Raw genomic sequence first — 15,898 nt, 5'->3', positions numbered from 1 at the left:
CGGGGGTCATCGCCACCACCAGCTTGTCGTCCAGGGTCACTGCCATACGTTAGAGCGTGTTATGCACTTTTACGTGCCCGCGAATGCCGGAGAAAGGCCCGGCAACTAGGGGCAGGCCGCGCGGCGGTATGAATACCGCAAGTGGCCTGCAACAACGTGGCCGGGCCTTTCCCCGGCTGTCCCATAGGGTCGGGCCCACAGGCAGGCGCTCGCGGCGTTGCAGCACTTGCCAAGGCGCTTGCCTTGGCAGCGCGCTGCGCCTTGCGATCACCAGCCTGTGGGCCCGACGCGGGTGCGTAAAAGTGCATAACACGCTCTACTTCACAAACTGGTTGAGTTGGATGATGGGCAGCAGCACGGCCAGTACGATCAGCATCACGATGCCGCCCATGCCCACGATGAGCAGCGGCTCCAGGATGGTGGCGAGCGCCATGGCGCGGCGTTGCACTTCGGTCGAGAGCTGGCGCGCGGCGCGCTGCAGCATCACGGGCAACTGGCCGGTCTGTTCGCCCAGGCGCGCGAACATCGATAGCAGGCCGGGGAAGCGTTTCTTCTGCGCCAGCGCCGAGGCCAGCGGGGCGCCCTCGCGCACCAGCACCAGGGCATCCAGCGCATCGGCGCGCAGGGCGCGGTTGCTCAGGGTTTCGGCTGCGGCCTGCAAGGCTTTGAGGATGGGCACGCCTGCGCCCGAGAGCATGGCCAGCGTGCCCGCAAAACGCGCCGCGTTGTAGCCCCGCGCCAGCTTGCCCACCAGTGGCAGCTTCAGCCAGGCGGCATCGAACTTTTCGCGCACAGGGTCGATGGCCAGCGCCCACCGGGCTCCGACGGCGGCCAGCACTGCGGCCGCGAGCATCACCCAGCCATAGTTGCGCACAAAAGCGCTCAGGCCCAGCATGGCCACCGTCAGGAAGGGCAGGGCCCGCTTGGTGCCCGCAAACACGCTGGCCACCTGCGGCACCACATAGCCCACCAGGAACAGCACGATGGCAATCGCCACCAGGGTGACGATGGCCGGGTAAAGCGCTGCGCCCACCAGCTTGGCTTTGAGCGCCTGCCGTTCTTCCAGGTCGTCGGCCAGGCGCTCCAGCACCAGGCCCAGGTTGCCGCTGTGCTCGCCCGCGCCAATCACAGCGCAGTAAATGTCGGAAAACTCCCGCGGGTGCTGCGAGAGCGCGCGGGCAAACGTGGCGCCCGCATTGACCTCGGCCCGCAGTGCGGCCACCAGGTGGCGCTGGCGTTCGTCGTCGGCTTCTTCGGACAGGGCCGTGAGCGCCCGCTCCAGCGGCAGGCCCGACGACACCAGCCCGGCGATCTGCCGCGTCCAGATGGCCAGCGCGGTGGCGCTGAACACGGGCCGCGTGAACAGACGCTGGCCCAGGCTGGCAGCGCGACCGTCCTGCGACTGGCCGGTTTGCACCGGCTCCACCGCCAGCGGCACCAGGGCCTGCGCCCGCAGCAGGCTGCGCGCAGCCTTGGCGGTATCGGCCTCCATGAGGCCCTTGCGGGTCTGGCCCTGGGCGTCCAGGGCTTCAAAGGAAAAAGCGGGCATGCGGGCGTGGGCGGTTAAGCGGTAGCAAGGAGGTCCGGCAGTCCCACCACACGCGGGCAGCAGGCGGAGGTGGTTGGAGTTGCTGCAGCCCCAGATGGTAGCCGCTACCAGAGGCACTCCCGTCCATGCCATGTCATGCCACGCCGGCGGCCGCTGCATGATCCAGGTCAAGGCGTGGGACTGCCCGGTGCGCAGAATCAAAAGTGGCCTGCGGCATCCGGCGGCAGGTCTTGTGGACGGACAAGGAGTCTTTCATGCTGAAGAACAAGGTAGCGCTGGTCACCGGCGCTTCGTCGGGCATCGGTCGTGCGATTGCCCTGGTGTGGGCTCGGGAGGGCGCCCGGGTGGTGGTGTCGGATGTGAACGTGCAGGCAGGCGAGGAAACGGCCGCACTGGTGCGCGCAGCCGGGGGAGACGCCATATTTGTGGCCGCCGACGTGGGCAAGCCCGGGGACTGCGAAGCGCTGGTGATCCGCACCGTGGCCCACTATGGCCCTCTGGACATCGCATGCAACAACGCGGGCATTGGTGGCCCCCAGGCACCCACGGCCGACTACCCGCTGGACGGCTGGGCGCAGGTCATCAACACCAACCTGTCGGGCGTGTTCTACGGCATGAAGTACCAGATCGCAGCCATGCTCAAGAACGGCGGGGGCTCCATCATCAACATGGCGTCCATCCTGGGCGCAGTCGGCTTTGCCACCGCACCGGCCTACACCGCCGCCAAGCATGGCGTGGTGGGACTGACCAAGGCGGCCGCCCTGGAGTACGGCGCACAGGGTGTGCGCATCAACGCCGTGGGGCCTGCCTTCATCCACACGCCGATGATCAGCGGGCTGGAGCAGGACGCAGGCATCCACGCCATGCTGGTAGGCGCGCACCCCGTCGGGCGCCTGGGGCAGCCGGAAGAGGTGGCCGAACTGGTGGCTTGGCTGGCGTCCAGCAAGGCGTCGTTCGTTACCGGGGCGTATTACCCAGTGGATGGTGGTTATCTGGCGCGATAAAGCGCGAACAGACGCTCAGGCCGACACGGTGGCCTGGCCGAGCGTGGCGTGGGCCTGCGCAGCAATGTCCAGCGACCGCAGCCGCAGCGCCGGGTCGTACACATCACTCACCAGCATCAGCTCGTCAGCCCCGGTGGCTTCGCTGAGCTGCGCCAGCCCCGTGCGCACCGTGTCGGGCCCGCCGATCACGGCGGCGGCCAGAAAGTCGCCGATGGCTGCACGTTCCTGCGGTTGCAAGCGCTCCGCATAGTTCTCTACGGGCGGCAGCAAGCGGCGCCGGTCGCCCGTCAGAATGCCCAGCACCCGCTGGTAGGTGCTGCTGGCCAGAAACTCCGCTTCCTCATCGGTGGGCGCCGCAATCAGCGGTACGCCAATCGCCACATAGGGCTGGGGCCAGGCGGCGGAGGGTCGGTACAGGTTGCGGTACAGGTCGATCGCCTGGTGCAGCAGGCGCGGGGCGAAGTGCGAGGCAAAGGCATAGGGCAGGCCGCGCTCGGCAGCGAGTTGCGCCGAGAACAGGCTGGAGCCCAGCAGCCAGATCGGCACGTTGGTGCCCGCGCCGGGCATGGCAATCAGGCGCTGGCCGGGTTCGGCCGGCGCCAGCAGGCGCTGCAATTCAGCCACGTCCTGCGGAAAGTCGTCGGCGGTTTCCACCCGGCTGCGACGCAGCGCGCGCATGGTGGCCGGGTCGGTGCCGGGCGCGCGGCCCAGGCCTAGGTCGATGCGGCCCGGGTACAGCTCGGCCAGGGTGCCAAAGGCCTCGGCCACCACCAGCGGGGCATGGTTGGGCAGCATCACGCCGCCCGAGCCCACGCGGATGTGCGAAGTGCCCCCGGCAATGTGCCCCACCAGCACGGCTGTGGCCGAGCTGGCAATGCCTGCCATGTTGTGGTGTTCGGCCAGCCAGTAGCGGGCAAAACCCAGTTTCTCGGCGTGTTGTGCGGTGCGCAGTGCAATCTGCAGGGCATCGGCCACGGTGCCGCCTTCGCGGACGGCCACCAGGTCCAGCATCGACAGGGCGGGGCGACGGGGGGTAGAAGTCATGGCTGCATTGTCTGGCCGCTGGTGCCTTTGTGCTGGCGCCGGGGCAGAGCTGGCAGGGCCCGAAGGGTTGCCCGGCGCGATTTTTACGGCCGGGCGATTTTTTGGTAGCCAAAACGGCGGCGGCGCCACAGAATGTTTCAAGAATTTTCCGCGTGGGCATGTTCCCGTGTGCGCGGCCCCTGGCCGTTTAAGGGATGACGATGGGTTTCTTCAGCCGTTTGTTCAAGATCAAGGAGCAGGATCCAACCAGCCCCGACACCACCTGGGCCATGGAGGACAACGGCAGCGAACTGGTGCTGGACGCGGAATACGCGGCCACCCTGATGACTGAAATCGACATCGACGCCGCCATTGCCAGCCACGAGCGCTGGCGCCTGCAGCTGCAGGACATGGTCAACGGCCGTTCCGACGAGGTCATGCGGCCCGAACGCATTTGCCAGGACGACCGTTGCGACCTCGGCCGCTGGCTGTATGGCACCGGGCGCGTGCGGTTGGGGCATTACCCTGCGTTCGAGATGCTCGTGGCCCGCCACAAATACTTCCACCAGCAGGCCGCCGACGTGGTCACGCTGTTCCAGTCCGGCGAGCAGCAAAAAGCGGTGCAACTGCTCAACAGCAGCTGCCGCCATGCCTCCAACCAGGTGCTGCTGCTGCTCAAGGAGTTGAAGCGCGGGCTGGGGCGCTGAGCCGTGCATGGCCCAGCGCTTGTGTCGCTGGTTGCTCTACTTTTGATAGCTATTGACGCATAACAACAATGCGCTGGCATTGGTTCTGAACGGGCTCTTGTACGCATCGTGCTGAGCGCACAGCCTCAGCGCCCACCGGGCTGGTCGCTGCCCTCCTGCATCGGCACACAGCTCTTACATCTGCAGACACGTCCCGGAGCCGGAAATGGCGATGCCGTGGCTATCCTTCGGCCCGCACCGCCCCCCAGGCAATGGCATGGGCGCCGGCGTTGGTGCCGACATAAACCAGCAAGATGAAGAGAGGGAACCCCGATGGACCGCCGTAAATTGTTGACGCTCGCCACCTTGGCATCTGGCGTGAGCGCCGTATCCCCTGTGTGGGCACAGTTCGACCTGGGCAAGGTGCTCGATGCAGGCAAGGACCTGGCCAAATCCGAGTCGCTGACCGACGAAGAAGTGAAGGCCGCCTTTGACCAGATGGCCGCTGAAAGCGACCGCCAAAACCGCATTGCCCCCGCTGGCAACCCTTACGCCACGCGCTTGAACAAACTCACGGCGGGCCTGGGCACCTACGACGGCCTGAAGATGAACTTCAAGGTCTACCTCACCCCCGACATCAACGCCTTCGCCATGGCCAACGGCACCATCCGCGTGTACTCGGGCCTCATGGACAAGTTCACCGACGACGAAGTGCGCTACGTCATCGGCCACGAAATCGGCCACGTTAAAAAGGGCCATAGCAAGGCCCGCATCCAGGCCGCCCTGCGCACCAGCGCGCTGCGCAACGCCGTGGCCTCCAGCAACAGCAAGGCGGGCGCCATTGCCAGCTCGCAGCTCGGCGACCTGTTTGAAAAGGTGGTGCGCGCTCAGCATTCGCAAAGCAACGAGCGCGAAGCCGACGACTATGCGATGGGGTTCATGAAAGCCAAGCGTTACCAGCCAGGCGCCTGCGTAAGCGCTCTGGAAAAGCTGGCCGCGATGTCGGGCGGTGATTCGAGCAACTTTCTATCCACCCATCCCTCGCCGAAGGAGCGGGCGGAGCGGATGAAGACGCAGTTGGCGTGAAAGCCTTGAACATCCAGCTAGCGCATAGGAGACGCCGATGATCACTGACACCGTTGGCCAGGGCGGCCGCAATTCTTTGAACGACACCATGATTGTTCAGCGGCTGCTGAACGAGGTTGACATGCCGAGTGCTCAGCAACTGGTGGCGGATGGTTCGCCCGGTGCGCGGACCATTTTCAAGATTCAGGCGTTTCAACGCAGCATAGGCATAGCGCGTCCAGATGGGTTGATTCGGCCTGGCAGCAAAACAATGACCGAGCTCATGTGCCGGGCTGACGCGGAAAACACGGTGCAAGCGAAGCTTGCTTTGACCAACCCCGCGCCCTCCAGTGCTGATTTGGGGGCACCTTGGATCGCGACGGCCGAACGCGAACTGGGCCAGAAAGAAGTGGCAGGGGCCAGTGCCAATCCGCGCATCATGGAGTATCACAAGGCCGCCAAATACTGGGCCAAGGATGATTCAGGCAAAAAAGATGCTTGGTGTGGATCGTTTGTGGCCTGGGTCATGTCCCAGCACGGCTACGTGCCTCCTCCAAATGCGTTTAGAGCCAAGGAGTGGTCCAACTTCGGCGTGGAACTCAAAAGCCCCGTTTACGGGGCTATCTGCATCAAAAGCCGGTCTGGCGGAGGACACGTCGCATTTGCGGTTGGCCAGAGCCGCGATGGCAAACACTACTTCATGCTCGGAGGCAATCAGGGTAACGAAGTCAACATCAGTCGATATCCCGCGAGCGTCTGGGATGCATTCACCTTTCCTTCCGGGGCAGCGCAGGGCAAATCTTTGCCAGTTTTTCAGGGAACGTCGTCCGAAGCGGGGAGCGAGGCATGAATTTGCACGAAAGCTTGTTGGCAGCCACATTTATCGGGGGTTCTTGGTTCAACATGGGCGGTGCCTTGGCTGTGACAATGCCAGCTGCAGTAGAAGCGGAATCTGCCGAAACCATGGCGTCTGCCGAAAAGGAGTTTCTGGCAAAAGCGATTGCCCAGACACCTTACTCGGCCCTTGTTGTGCACACCCGCGTGGACATAGCGCCAATACACAATAAAAGTGCGCACCAGACGGCGGCGGACGTAGTGACTGAGGAGCGCCATACCTATCACGCTCGCGTATTGGAGACCTTTCGAGGCAAACCCGCTTCAACCATCCGCTATGAGATGGTGGTGGAGCGGGGGGAAGGGGCGGAGATCGATACCAAACCGCAGATTCTGACGCTCTGCTCAGGACCGCGTGGCCTTTACTGGCCTGGTACCGGGGCTAGCTTCGATGCGGTTCAGTCATCGATCGTGTTGGCCAGGCGGGTAGCGCGCGAGAGGTCATCCCTACCGTCGCGAGGCCATTCACAGTGCAACTGATGAAAATGCCTTGTTCAGGGCCAGCTTGGGCGATTCGCCAAATCTAAACAGGTCGATGATGATAGCGGCGGTATTTCCTCAATAACTCCGCCCCCCCTTGTACATCGCATGCTGCCGACGGTTCAGCGTGGCCGCCTCGCCCAGCCGCCCCATGGCCGCACCGGCGTGTGCATGGGTGATGGCCATGCCCAGGCCGTCGGCCGCGTCGGTGCCCGGCAGGCCCGGTAGCTGCAGCAGGCGCCGCACCATCTCCTGCACCTGGCTCTTGGCGGCGCGGCCGTGGCCGACCACGGCTTTTTTCATCTGCAGCGCAGTGTATTCGGCCACGGGCAGGTTGCTGGCCACCAGGGCGGTGATGGCGGCGCCGCGTGCCTGGCCCAGCAACAGGGTGGACTGGGGGTTGACGTTGACGAACACGATTTCAACCGAGGCCACGTCGGGCTCGTAGCGGGCTGCGACCTCGGTGATGCCGTCGAACAAAATCTTCAGGCGTCCGGGCAGGTCGCCCAGGGCCAGCGTGGTGGTGCGGATGGTGCCGCTGGCCACATAGCTGAGTTGGTGGCCGTTCACGTCCACCACGCCAAAGCCGGTGGTTTGCAGGCCGGGGTCAATGCCAAGAATACGCATTTGCTATAAATTCAATAGCTATATGGGCAATGTGGTCGCGCGCAGACGGCCATTTTTGCTCAAAGTCCGAAGTACCAGCGTACTGAATGGAAGAACACGGGGGCTGCAAAACACAGCGCGTCCACCCGGTCGAGCAGGCCGCCGGCACCGGTGACGGACATGCCCTGCATGCCCCAGCTCGTGATCCCCCGGTCGCGCTTCAGAGCCTTCATCACCAGGTGCCCCAGGCTGCCTGCCACGCAGGCCAGCAGGGCCATGCCCAGCGCCTGGCCGGGTTTGAACGGGGTGATGAAGGTGAGCAGCCCGCCCACCAGCCCGCCCACAGCCACACCGGCGAGCCAGCTGGCCCACTGGAAGCTCTGGCTCACCTGCGGCGCCACGGGGGTGTGCGGAAAACGCCGCCCCAGCAGGTGCTGCACCACCATGCAGGTCTGCACCACAAAGACCAGGAAGAACACCAGGAACGCACCCTTGTCGCGGTAGCCCGGAAAGTCGAGCAGCAGCAGCGCGGGCACATGGCTCATGCCGTACACGCAGACCATGATGCCCCACTGCAGCTTGGCGTTGCGCTCCAGAAACCGCTGTGGGTCGTTGGCCAGCGCACTCACCACCGGCAGCGCCAGAAACACATAGACCGGGATGAAGACCGTGAACAGGTCGAACATCTTGCTGCCCACGATCCAGAACTGCAGCGGCAGCACAACGAAGAACGCCAGCACCAGGCTGCGGTGGTCGCCCCGGCGCGTGGGCGAGAGGGTGATGAACTCGCGCAGCGCAAAAAAGCCCACGATGGCAAACAGCACGGTTGCCACGGTGTCGCCCAGCACCCAGCCCACCCAGAACACGGTGGCCATCATCCACGAGGTCTTGAGTAGGCCCCAGAAGCGCCTGGCCTCCAGCATGCGTGCTTCGGACTCGGGGTCGTCACTCGCATGCTCGCGCAGATTGCGCACAAAGGCCCACACGGTAACGATGGACAGGATGCCGAACACGGCGATGAAGAGGGCGCCGATCTGTTGGGTGGCGGTCAAGCCGCGGAGGAAGTTGTTCATGTCGTTGCCGCCCGGCCGCCCGAAGGCAATGACGCGCCCCCTCGGGGGGCAGCGATACGCGAAGCGATGAGCGTGGGGGCTTGTAGTGCGGTTGCCGCCCGGCCGCCCGAAGGCAATGACGCGCCGCCTCGGGGGGCAGCGATACGCGAAGCGATGAGCGTGGGGGCTTGTAGTGCGGTTGCCGCCCGGCCGCCCGAAGGCAATGACGCGCCCCCTTGGGGGGCAGCGATACGCGAAGCGATGAGCGTGGGGGTCATATTCAGACTTCCCGCAAGGCGATCACGGCGCGGCGTGCGCGATCGAGGAAAGGGCGGCGTTCTTCACCCGCTTCGAGCTGGATGGGCGCGCCAAAGGTCACCGAGCACAGGATGGGCACGGGCACCACTTCGCCCTTGGGCATCACGCGCTGCACGTTGTTGATCCAGGCGGGCACCAGCACCACCTGCGGGAACATCTGCGCCAGCTTGAACAGGCCGGACTTGAAGGATTGCGGTTCGTCGCCATGGCCGCGTGTGCCCTCGGGGAAGATCACGATGGAGTCGCCGCTGGCCAGCGCCCGCACCAGCGGTGCCAGCGGATCGGATTCGGGCAGGGCGGCGCGCAGTTCTTCGGGCGTGGGGGTGCGTGGTGGCGTGTCGGGCGATGGGTCGGGGCCGCCCGCCATGGCGGTGTCTGCGTCGGCAGATGCGGTTGCCATGGCGCCGATCACGCCGACGGGCTCTGTCGGCGCAGGGGCGGGCGGGCGGGCGGGCGTGGCCTGGCGGTCCACATACACGGCGTTGAATACGGCGGTGGTGATCCACTGCCGGAACGGCGTCTTGGTCCAGTAGTCCTTGGCGGCAATTGGCCGCGTGATGCTGCGCAGCTCTTCGGGCAGGGCGGCCCAGATCAGCACCATGTCGGCGTGGCTCTGGTGGTTGGCGAAATAGATGCGCTGCTCGGCCTTGGGCGGGCAGCCATACCAGCGGGCCTGGGAGCCGGTGAGAAACCGCACGATCCCCAGCAGAAGGAAACTCATCAACTTGGCAAGCATGGCGGGGATGATACGGGCAGGCTTCGATGCGCTTTGCCAAACGGTGCGCACAGGAGCGCAAGCGGCGTTTGCCTAGAATCCACAGCCTCCTTTCCCCTTCGCACCTTGTTTTGTGCGCCGCAGCGCCTAACTGGCCCGGTGCCGTGGTGTGCTGGTGTGCGAGCCGCTGCCGGTGACTGCGCGTCCATGATTGCCTTATGCCGGCTCGCTCCACCCCGCCATGTTGGGCGGAGCCCCGCGCTTTTACTTCCCTTTTCCTTCCGTGGGTCCATGGTTCTAGACGTTGTGTTGTTGCTGCGCAGGTGCCTGCGCCCCTTGGGGCGACGCTCAGCCATGGCGTGGGCGGTGGCCTTGCTGCCTTGCCTGTGGGGGATGCATTCCGCCCAGGCGCAGCCCGCCACGGTGGGGGCGCCCTGGGTGGCTGCGCCCGCCTCCCCGGTCGCATCCCCCGCCTTGCCTGGAGCTACCACCCTGCCCACCCCGCCCGCAGCGCCATTGGCAACACAGACCCCGTCGGCGCAGGCGGGCTCCGCCAGTGCGGCGAGGCTGGCGGCCGTATTGCGGCTCTTTGTCCGACCGCAGGGCCACTTGCTGATCGTGGGGGGCGGGGAAACGCCTGTCAGCGTGCAGCAGCGGTTTGTGGCGCTGGCTGGGGCAGAGAACGCCCGCATTGCCGTCTTTCCCATGGCCAGCTCCAAGTCGGACGAGGAGGCCTTGGAGGTGGCCAGCGACTTCAGCCGCCTGGGCGCCTTTGCGCAGGTGGTGGACATCCGCCCCGGCGAGGCCAACAGCGCTGCTGTGGTGCAGATGCTGGAGGGCTTCACCGGATTCTGGTTCTCCGGCGGCGACCAGTCTCGCCTGTCCGCGCTGCTGGTGGGCACCCGCGCTTTGCAGACCATCGAATCGCGCTACGTGGCGGGGGCGGTGGTGGGCGGAACGTCGGCCGGGGCCTCGGTCATGAGCCGGTTGATGCTCACCGGCAAATGGCGAGCGCCGCGCAACTCCGACGAAGAAGAGCAGGTCAACATCGCCAGGGGCATGAAGGAGCTGGCGCCGGGATTTGGCCTCTTCCGGGGGGCGATCGTGGACCAGCATTTCATGCACCGCGCACGCTACAACCGCCTCATCAGCGCGGTGCTGGACCATCCTCAGTTGATTGGTGTCGGCATCGACGAGGAAACCGCCCTGCTCGTGCGCCCGGACGGCATGTGGGAGGTGCTGGGCAACTACTACGTCAAGCTCTTCGACGCCCGCCGGGCGCAGATCGTGGACGACGACGGCCCCATGGCCAAGGCTGCGGATATCCGCATGCATGTGCTGCCCGATGGTGGGCTCTTCGACCCGCAGCGGCGCAGGGTGACCTTTCAGGAAACGCACATTCCGTGAGTGGGATCGCCCCGGGGCTGGTTCAGCGTTGTTGCCCTACACCCAGATGCGGTACGCCCAGAAAGCCTCGTCGCCGTAAATGCCGTCGTAGAGCGCCTGCGGCGCATAGCCCGTGATGCGCCGCGTGACGCGGCACAGGTGCGACTGGTCCGAAAACCCCGCGCCTGCGGCCACATCGGCCCATCTGACGCTGCCTTGGGCAGCATCGGCCGCGATGGTGTCGAAGAACGCCTGTTCGGCCTTGCCAAAGCCGCGCAGCTCGCGCAGGGGCAAACCGGCCCAGCGCTTGATGCGCCGCTCCAGCTGGCGCAGGCTGCGTCCGGTGGCGGACAGGGCGGCCCGTTGCGCCAGGTGCGCGACCCAGTCGCCGTAGTGCTGCGTCTGCAGCGCCTGGGCGGGGCGGCAGGCCTGCCAGCGGGGCTCCAGGAAGTCTTCGAGGTATTGCATGCGGGCCGCGTTGTCGGGCAGGTTCTGCACCACCTCGCACAGCGCCACCCAGTCGGGTGGCAGCAGCGATTGCGCGTCCACCATGCGGTCGGTCAGGGCGCCGGGGTCCACGCCGGTGAGCTGGTGCAGTGCATCGGGCATGAACATCACCATCATGGCGTGCGTGGGCCCGGCGCAGTAGCTGGAGGTGGGGCGGGTCTGCGGGCCCGCCAGCACCCAGCGGCCCGGGTAGGCCTCGCGCGGGCTGTGCTGCGTGGGCATGGTGTCGGGGCGCTCGGCCACCAGCGCCTCGCTGCGGCCTTCAAACCACCAGCTCAGGCTGCACAGCGGTGACGCCGGAAAGCGGTTGATGCGCTGCGCATCGCTGAGCGTGTAGCCCACCGTGCTGCGCGCCATGGCGGCGCGTAGGCAGGCAGTGAGGCTGGCGCGCGGCAACCAAAGCTCGCCCGAAGGGATCAACCCGGTGGGGTGCCGGGGGGAGGGTGGGGCCAAGCTTGCCATGGGGCGGGAGTGTAGGCGACGGGGGCTGTCGCAATCGTTCAATACGGCCGCGCTGCTGCGCTGCAGCATGCGGGGCATGAACTCGACCTCCGCCCCAGTGGCGCCTCCCGCCACTGCCTCCGTATCCTCCCCCGCCGTTCCTCCCACCTCTTTTTTGCCCCGCGGCCCGCGCAGCCGCTGGTGGGGCCTGCCACTGCTGCGTTCCATGCGCGCCGACTACCTGGGTTTTGTGACCCAACTGCAACGCGAACATGGCGACCTCACTCGCATGCGCCTGGGTTACGAAGACGCATGGGACCTGATGCACCCCGACCTGGTGCGTGAGGCGCTCATCACCCATGCCGACAAGCTCATCCGCTGGGAGCGTGGCATCGCCGTGTTCGAAGAAGTGTTTGGCCAGAGCGTGCTGGTGACCGAAGGCGACACCTGGCAGCGTCAGCGCCGCATGCTGATGCCCGCCTTCAGCCCCAAGCGGGTGGCGGGCTACGCGCAGCTGATGACCGATGCCGCCCGCAGCGCGCTCGACGCGGCTGTGCCCCCGGGCCAGCCCGGTGCGCGGGTGGCGGTGGATGCGCTCTGGACCGATGTGGCTATGGACGTGATCCTGCGCACGCTGTTCAGCACCTCGGCGCAGGCCGATGCGCGCGAAGCCGCCTGGGCCACACAGACACTGGGGGCCACGGCCTACCAGGAGATGTTCATGCCCTTCACGCTGCCCGACTGGCTGCCCCTGCCGGGCAAGGCGGCCAAGCGGCGCGCCATCCGGTCGTTGAAGGGGCTGGTGTGGCGCCACATCCATGCCCGCCAGGCCGAGGTGGCCGCGCCCGGCGCCCCGGAGTGCTCAGACCTGCTGCACATGCTGCTGGCCCTGCGTGACGAGCAAACCGGCGAGGCCTTGTCGGCACAAGAAGTGTTTGACCAGTGCATCGTCAGCTTTCAGGCCGGGCACGAAACCAGCGCCACCACGCTGCTGTGGTGGACCCTGCTCATGGCCCAGCACCCCGAGGCCGCGCGGCGCGCCCAGGCCGAGGTCGATGCCGTGTTGCAGGGCGGCCCCCCCGGCCCCGAGCACCTGGCCCAGCTGCCCTGGCTGGGCGCCACGCTGAAAGAGGCGCTGCGCCTGTACCCCCCCATCGCCGCGCTGATGAGCCGCCGCACCACTGCGCCCGTCACACTGGGCGGCGTGCCGGTGCCCCGGGGCGCCATGCTGCGCATCACCCCTTGGGTGCTGCATCGCGATGCGCGCTGGTTTGCCGAGCCGGACCGTTTTGTGCCTGAGCGGTTTCTGGACGGCGCGCCGTCCATCCCCCGGGGCGCGTGGATTCCGTTCGGCCTGGGGCCGCGCGTGTGCATTGGCCAGCACTTTGCGATGCTGGAGATGACGCTGCTGGCGGCCATGCTGCTGCAGCGCTACACGGTGCGGCTGCCGGAGGGGGGCGCTGTGGGGGCACCCCGGTTGCAAGTGACGCTGCGGCCGGACGGAGCGTCTGCCCTATGGCTGCAGCGGCGTGAGGCGCCGCAGGGGCGATAAGGCGCGCTGGCTACTGGTGGGTGGAGTTCAGGGCAGCTCCGCGCCGCCCATGCGCCCCAGGATCGTGCGTGTCCGTCCCGCCAGATACGCTGACCCAGGCGTTTTCTCAAACCGCTTGGGCGCAGGCAGCATCACGGCCAGGCGTGCGGCTTCGGCGGTGCTCAGGCGGCTGGCGCTTTTGCGAAAGTAGTGCTGCGCGGCGGCCTCGGCGCCGAACACGCCTTCGCCCCATTCCACGTTGTTGAGGTAGATCTCCAGGATGCGCTGCTTGGAGAGCAGCTGCTCCAACGCCAGTGTCAGCACAAACTCCTGCCCCTTGCGCAGCAGCGTGCGTTCGCCCGACAGCAGCAGGTTCTTGGCCAACTGCTGGGTGATGGTGGAGCCACCGCGGATCTTGGGCGCACGCGTCGGGCGGTCGGGGGCGCGGGCCTGGGCCTTGCTGGCCTGGGCTTCAGCCTTGGCGTTGCGTTCCCAGGCTTTTTCAATGGCGTTCCAGTCCACGCCGTCGTGGTTTACAAAACCATCGTCTTCCGACGCGATCACGGCGCGCTTCAGGTGGTCGGAAATGTCAGCGTACGGCACCCATTGCTGGCGCCAGGGCACATGGCCTTTGGTGGCGAGCAGGGTCCAAGCTTCGGAGCGCTGGAAGGTGGTGGACTCGGGGTTGATGGCCACCATGGCGGCAATGCGCAGCACAAAGAACAGCTGCAGCGCCACGAAGGCGATCACCAGCAGGCCCAGCCAGCGCAACACGGCTTTCATCGAGGCGTCCTCGGGGTTCAGGCGGCGGCGGATTGCTGCATCTCGCGCAGCACCTGGGCCGAAGGCGGGCGCACGCCGCGCCACAGCAAGAAGGCCTCGGCGGCCTGTTCCACCAGCATGCCCAGGCCGTCGCGGGGCACTGCGCCGTGGCTGCGGGCCCAGTCCAGAAAACCTTGCGCTGCGGGGCCGTACATCATGTCGTAGGCCAGGGCCCCCGGGCGCAGCACGGTGGCGGGCACGGGCACTCCGGCACCGGCCAGGCTGCTGGCCGTGGCGTTGATGATCACATCAAAATTGGCCGTTACCGCGCTTGGTTCCAGCGCCTCTAGCTCTGCTTTTTGTAGCAAGGCGAGTGCGCTGTGCGACTGCACCAGTGCCAGGGCCTTGGCCAGCGTGCGGTTGGCCACGGTGATGTGGCGCGCCCCCGCCAGCAGCAGCGGGCCCAGCACGCCCGCAGCGGCGCCGCCTGCCCCCACCAGCAGCACATCGCGCCCGGCGAGTGGCACGCCCGCGTTGTGGGTGATGTCGGCCACCAGGCCCAGGCCGTCGGTGTTGTCGGCGTAGATGCTGCCGTCGGCACGGAAGGTGAGGGTGTTGGCCGCGCCTGCCAGTTGCACGCGCTCGCTGCACACGGTGGCCAGGCCCGGCGCCTCGGTCTTGAAGGGCACGGTGACGTTGCAGCCGCGCCCGCCTTCGGCAGCGAACGCGCGCACGCCCTGGGCAAAGCCGTCCAGGGGCACCAGGCGGCGCTCGTAGGCAATCGGCTCGCCCGTGAGTTCGGCAAAGCGCGCGTGGATGGCGGGCGAGCGGCTGTGCGCCACGGGGTTGCCCATCACGCAGTACAGGTCGGGGGCGAGAGGCGAAGAGGTCATGGGAACAACAAGGGCTGCATCAGGGGGCGGGGTTCGGCCAGGGCCGCCGCGGAACTGGCTTTGCCAGGCCGCTGGCGGCGTCCCCTTGGGGGGAAGGCGCCGCAGGCGACTCAGGGGGGGTTACCGAACACTGGTTTCGAGGGTCTGGTCGCGGGTGAACTTGAAGCGCGCCACCATGGCGATCTGGTCTGCCTTCTTGCGCATGTCGGCGCCGAAGGCACCAAAGGGCCCGGCGGCACGCGCAATGGCCTCGGCGCGGCGGTCCAGGGTGCTGTTGCCCGAGCCTTGCACCACCTCGGTGCCCAGCACGCGGCCGTCGTGGTTGACGGTGACGATCATGGTCAGCTCGCCATACAGCTTGCGCCCGGCCTGCTCGGGGAAGTTCTCGGTGCCCTTGTCCTCGACCTTGCGGCGCAGCGCGTCGTAATAGATGGCGTAGGCCTCTTCGCGCGTCGCGGGGCTGATGTAGCGCTTCTTGGGGCGCGAGTTTTCTTCGTTGATGCGCTTCTCGATCTCGGCCAGCAGCTTGACGAGCTGGCGGCGCTTTTCCTGTTCATTCGCCTGGTCGGCGCTCTGGCTGGGCTTGCGCGGGTCGGGCTCGGGCATGGTGGCGAGCTGCTTGCGCAGCTGGGCCAGCAGTTGCGCCTGCTGCTCCTGCATCGCATCCATCTTGCGCTGCGCTTCCTCGAAGTCGTCGCCCACGGTTGTCAGCGCGGTGTAGGGCAGGGGGCTGGTGGCGCGGCCTTTTTCGGCATCGCCGCCGCCCGCCAGGCTGGCCTGGGCAATCGCCTGGGCCTTGTCGGGGCGCTCGTTGGACTTGGCGTTGACCAGGATGACTTCGAGCGGCGTGTCCTGGAACACGCGGTTGAAGCCTTCGGGGTCGATGAAGCGCACGGAAATGAGCGCAGCGTGCACGGCCACCGAGAAACCCAGCGCGAGCTGCAGCGTGCTGACGGTGCGGAGGAAGGCAGGGAGTTTCATCGCCG

At 66.7% G+C, this 15,898-nt stretch carries 16 protein-coding genes; 7 read left to right on the top strand and 9 right to left on the bottom strand.

All coding sequences use genetic code 11. The annotated features are described in order from the left end of the window. Positions 1 to 316: 316 nt before the first annotated feature. On the bottom strand, positions 317 to 1,549 hold the full coding sequence (gene gspF, locus ACTPOI_RS23980) for a type II secretion system inner membrane protein GspF (protein ID WP_094291527.1): 1,233 nt from the start codon (positions 1,547 to 1,549) through the stop codon (positions 317 to 319). A 254-nt stretch (positions 1,550 to 1,803) separates the two neighbouring features. On the opposite strand from gspF, the gene ACTPOI_RS23975 reads away from it, so the two are divergent. After that, positions 1,804 to 2,553 carry an SDR family NAD(P)-dependent oxidoreductase gene (locus ACTPOI_RS23975; RefSeq protein ID WP_440113679.1) on the top strand — a complete coding sequence of 250 codons (750 nt, stop codon included), beginning with the start codon at positions 1,804 to 1,806 and terminating at the stop codon, positions 2,551 to 2,553. Between the two features lie 15 nt (positions 2,554 to 2,568). On the opposite strand, the gene ACTPOI_RS23970 is transcribed toward ACTPOI_RS23975, so the two are convergent. After that, a complete protein-coding gene (locus ACTPOI_RS23970; protein ID WP_440113676.1) occupies positions 2,569 to 3,597 on the bottom strand; it encodes an LLM class flavin-dependent oxidoreductase in 1,029 nt (342 codons plus the stop codon). A 200-nt stretch (positions 3,598 to 3,797) separates the two neighbouring features. Between ACTPOI_RS23970 and ACTPOI_RS23965 the strand changes: the two genes are divergently transcribed. The 4 genes from ACTPOI_RS23965 (at position 3,798) to ACTPOI_RS23950 (ending at position 6,701) form a co-directional block, all read left to right on the top strand. Beyond that, the gene (locus ACTPOI_RS23965) at positions 3,798 to 4,283 is read left to right on the top strand and encodes a CZB domain-containing protein (RefSeq protein ID WP_440113673.1); all 486 of its coding nucleotides are present in this window, start codon (positions 3,798 to 3,800) and stop codon (positions 4,281 to 4,283) included. Positions 4,284 to 4,595: 312 nt separating this feature from the next. Then, positions 4,596 to 5,348, top strand: a complete 753-nt coding sequence (locus tag ACTPOI_RS23960) for a M48 family metallopeptidase (protein WP_440113670.1) — start codon at positions 4,596 to 4,598, stop codon at positions 5,346 to 5,348. Positions 5,349 to 5,385: 37 nt separating this feature from the next. Then, positions 5,386 to 6,177: a TIGR02594 family protein gene (locus ACTPOI_RS23955; RefSeq protein ID WP_252659915.1), complete on the top strand. Its 792-nt coding sequence runs from the start codon at positions 5,386 to 5,388 to the stop codon at positions 6,175 to 6,177. Next, a complete protein-coding gene (locus ACTPOI_RS23950) occupies positions 6,174 to 6,701 on the top strand; it encodes a hypothetical protein (RefSeq protein WP_252659917.1) in 528 nt (175 codons plus the stop codon). The genes ACTPOI_RS23955 and ACTPOI_RS23950 overlap by 4 nt, the downstream gene beginning before the upstream one ends. Before the next feature lie 78 nt (positions 6,702 to 6,779). On the opposite strand, the gene ruvC is transcribed toward ACTPOI_RS23950, so the two are convergent. The 3 genes from ruvC to ACTPOI_RS23935 form a co-directional block, all read right to left on the bottom strand. Continuing rightward, positions 6,780 to 7,328, bottom strand: a complete 549-nt coding sequence (gene ruvC / locus ACTPOI_RS23945; RefSeq protein WP_291467010.1) for a crossover junction endodeoxyribonuclease RuvC — start codon at positions 7,326 to 7,328, stop codon at positions 6,780 to 6,782. Between the two features lie 59 nt (positions 7,329 to 7,387). Beyond that, the gene (locus tag ACTPOI_RS23940) at positions 7,388 to 8,380 is read right to left on the bottom strand and encodes a phosphatidate cytidylyltransferase (RefSeq protein WP_094291523.1); all 993 of its coding nucleotides are present in this window, start codon (positions 8,378 to 8,380) and stop codon (positions 7,388 to 7,390) included. 259 nt (positions 8,381 to 8,639) lie between these two features. Further along, positions 8,640 to 9,413, bottom strand: coding sequence for a lysophospholipid acyltransferase family protein (locus tag ACTPOI_RS23935; protein WP_440113664.1), 774 nt, complete (start codon positions 9,411 to 9,413; stop codon positions 8,640 to 8,642). Between the two features lie 270 nt (positions 9,414 to 9,683). On the opposite strand from ACTPOI_RS23935, the gene ACTPOI_RS23930 reads away from it, so the two are divergent. Continuing rightward, complete coding sequence (locus ACTPOI_RS23930) at positions 9,684 to 10,799, top strand: cyanophycinase (RefSeq protein WP_440113661.1); 1,116 nt, start codon at positions 9,684 to 9,686, stop codon at positions 10,797 to 10,799. A gap of 36 nt (positions 10,800 to 10,835) precedes the next feature. Here ACTPOI_RS23930 and ACTPOI_RS23925 read toward each other — a convergent pair whose 3' ends face one another. Next, entirely contained in the window at positions 10,836 to 11,747 is a 912-nt protein-coding gene (locus ACTPOI_RS23925) for an AraC family transcriptional regulator (RefSeq protein ID WP_440113658.1), read from the bottom strand. A 76-nt stretch (positions 11,748 to 11,823) separates the two neighbouring features. On the opposite strand from ACTPOI_RS23925, the gene ACTPOI_RS23920 reads away from it, so the two are divergent. Next, on the top strand, positions 11,824 to 13,278 hold the full coding sequence (locus ACTPOI_RS23920) for a cytochrome P450 (protein WP_440113655.1): 1,455 nt from the start codon (positions 11,824 to 11,826) through the stop codon (positions 13,276 to 13,278). 27 nt (positions 13,279 to 13,305) lie between these two features. Here the strand turns inward: ACTPOI_RS23920 and mtgA are convergent, their stop codons facing one another. From mtgA to ACTPOI_RS23905, 3 genes are all read right to left on the bottom strand, one after another. Beyond that, a complete protein-coding gene (gene mtgA / locus ACTPOI_RS23915) occupies positions 13,306 to 14,040 on the bottom strand; it encodes a monofunctional biosynthetic peptidoglycan transglycosylase (RefSeq protein ID WP_440113652.1) in 735 nt (244 codons plus the stop codon). A gap of 17 nt (positions 14,041 to 14,057) precedes the next feature. Continuing rightward, on the bottom strand, positions 14,058 to 14,912 hold the full coding sequence (gene aroE, locus ACTPOI_RS23910) for a shikimate dehydrogenase (RefSeq protein ID WP_440113649.1): 855 nt from the start codon (positions 14,910 to 14,912) through the stop codon (positions 14,058 to 14,060). A gap of 120 nt (positions 14,913 to 15,032) precedes the next feature. Further along, on the bottom strand, positions 15,033 to 15,893 hold the full coding sequence (locus ACTPOI_RS23905; RefSeq protein ID WP_440113646.1) for an energy transducer TonB: 861 nt from the start codon (positions 15,891 to 15,893) through the stop codon (positions 15,033 to 15,035). Positions 15,894 to 15,898 lie beyond the last annotated feature (5 nt).

Source organism: Acidovorax sp. BL-A-41-H1 (assembly GCF_051942715.1).
The sequence above is the reverse complement of the archived record's forward strand: the minus strand, read 5'-3'. Positions and strand labels throughout refer to the sequence as shown.

Excerpts from the sequence above, each read along its gene's own strand:
- ACTPOI_RS23940 (WP_094291523.1), bottom strand. The coding sequence starts at position 8,380 with ATGAACAACTTCCTCCGCGGCTTGACCGCCACCCAACAGATCGGCGCC.
- ACTPOI_RS23925 (WP_440113658.1), bottom strand. The coding sequence starts at position 11,747 with ATGGCAAGCTTGGCCCCACCCTCCCCCCGGCACCCCACCGGGTTGATC.
- ACTPOI_RS23975 (WP_440113679.1), top strand. The coding sequence starts at position 1,804 with ATGCTGAAGAACAAGGTAGCGCTGGTCACCGGCGCTTCGTCGGGCATC.
- ACTPOI_RS23955 (WP_252659915.1), top strand. The coding sequence starts at position 5,386 with ATGATCACTGACACCGTTGGCCAGGGCGGCCGCAATTCTTTGAACGAC.
- ACTPOI_RS23970 (WP_440113676.1), bottom strand. The coding sequence starts at position 3,597 with ATGACTTCTACCCCCCGTCGCCCCGCCCTGTCGATGCTGGACCTGGTG.
- ACTPOI_RS23935 (WP_440113664.1), bottom strand. The coding sequence starts at position 9,413 with ATGCTTGCCAAGTTGATGAGTTTCCTTCTGCTGGGGATCGTGCGGTTT.
- ACTPOI_RS23930 (WP_440113661.1), top strand. The coding sequence starts at position 9,684 with ATGGTTCTAGACGTTGTGTTGTTGCTGCGCAGGTGCCTGCGCCCCTTG.
- aroE (WP_440113649.1), bottom strand. The coding sequence starts at position 14,912 with ATGACCTCTTCGCCTCTCGCCCCCGACCTGTACTGCGTGATGGGCAAC.
- ACTPOI_RS23965 (WP_440113673.1), top strand. The coding sequence starts at position 3,798 with ATGGGTTTCTTCAGCCGTTTGTTCAAGATCAAGGAGCAGGATCCAACC.
- gspF (WP_094291527.1), bottom strand. The coding sequence starts at position 1,549 with ATGCCCGCTTTTTCCTTTGAAGCCCTGGACGCCCAGGGCCAGACCCGC.
- ACTPOI_RS23905 (WP_440113646.1), bottom strand. The coding sequence starts at position 15,893 with ATGAAACTCCCTGCCTTCCTCCGCACCGTCAGCACGCTGCAGCTCGCG.
- mtgA (WP_440113652.1), bottom strand. The coding sequence starts at position 14,040 with ATGAAAGCCGTGTTGCGCTGGCTGGGCCTGCTGGTGATCGCCTTCGTG.
- ruvC (WP_291467010.1), bottom strand. The coding sequence starts at position 7,328 with ATGCGTATTCTTGGCATTGACCCCGGCCTGCAAACCACCGGCTTTGGC.
- ACTPOI_RS23960 (WP_440113670.1), top strand. The coding sequence starts at position 4,596 with ATGGACCGCCGTAAATTGTTGACGCTCGCCACCTTGGCATCTGGCGTG.
- ACTPOI_RS23920 (WP_440113655.1), top strand. The coding sequence starts at position 11,824 with ATGAACTCGACCTCCGCCCCAGTGGCGCCTCCCGCCACTGCCTCCGTA.
- ACTPOI_RS23950 (WP_252659917.1), top strand. The coding sequence starts at position 6,174 with ATGAATTTGCACGAAAGCTTGTTGGCAGCCACATTTATCGGGGGTTCT.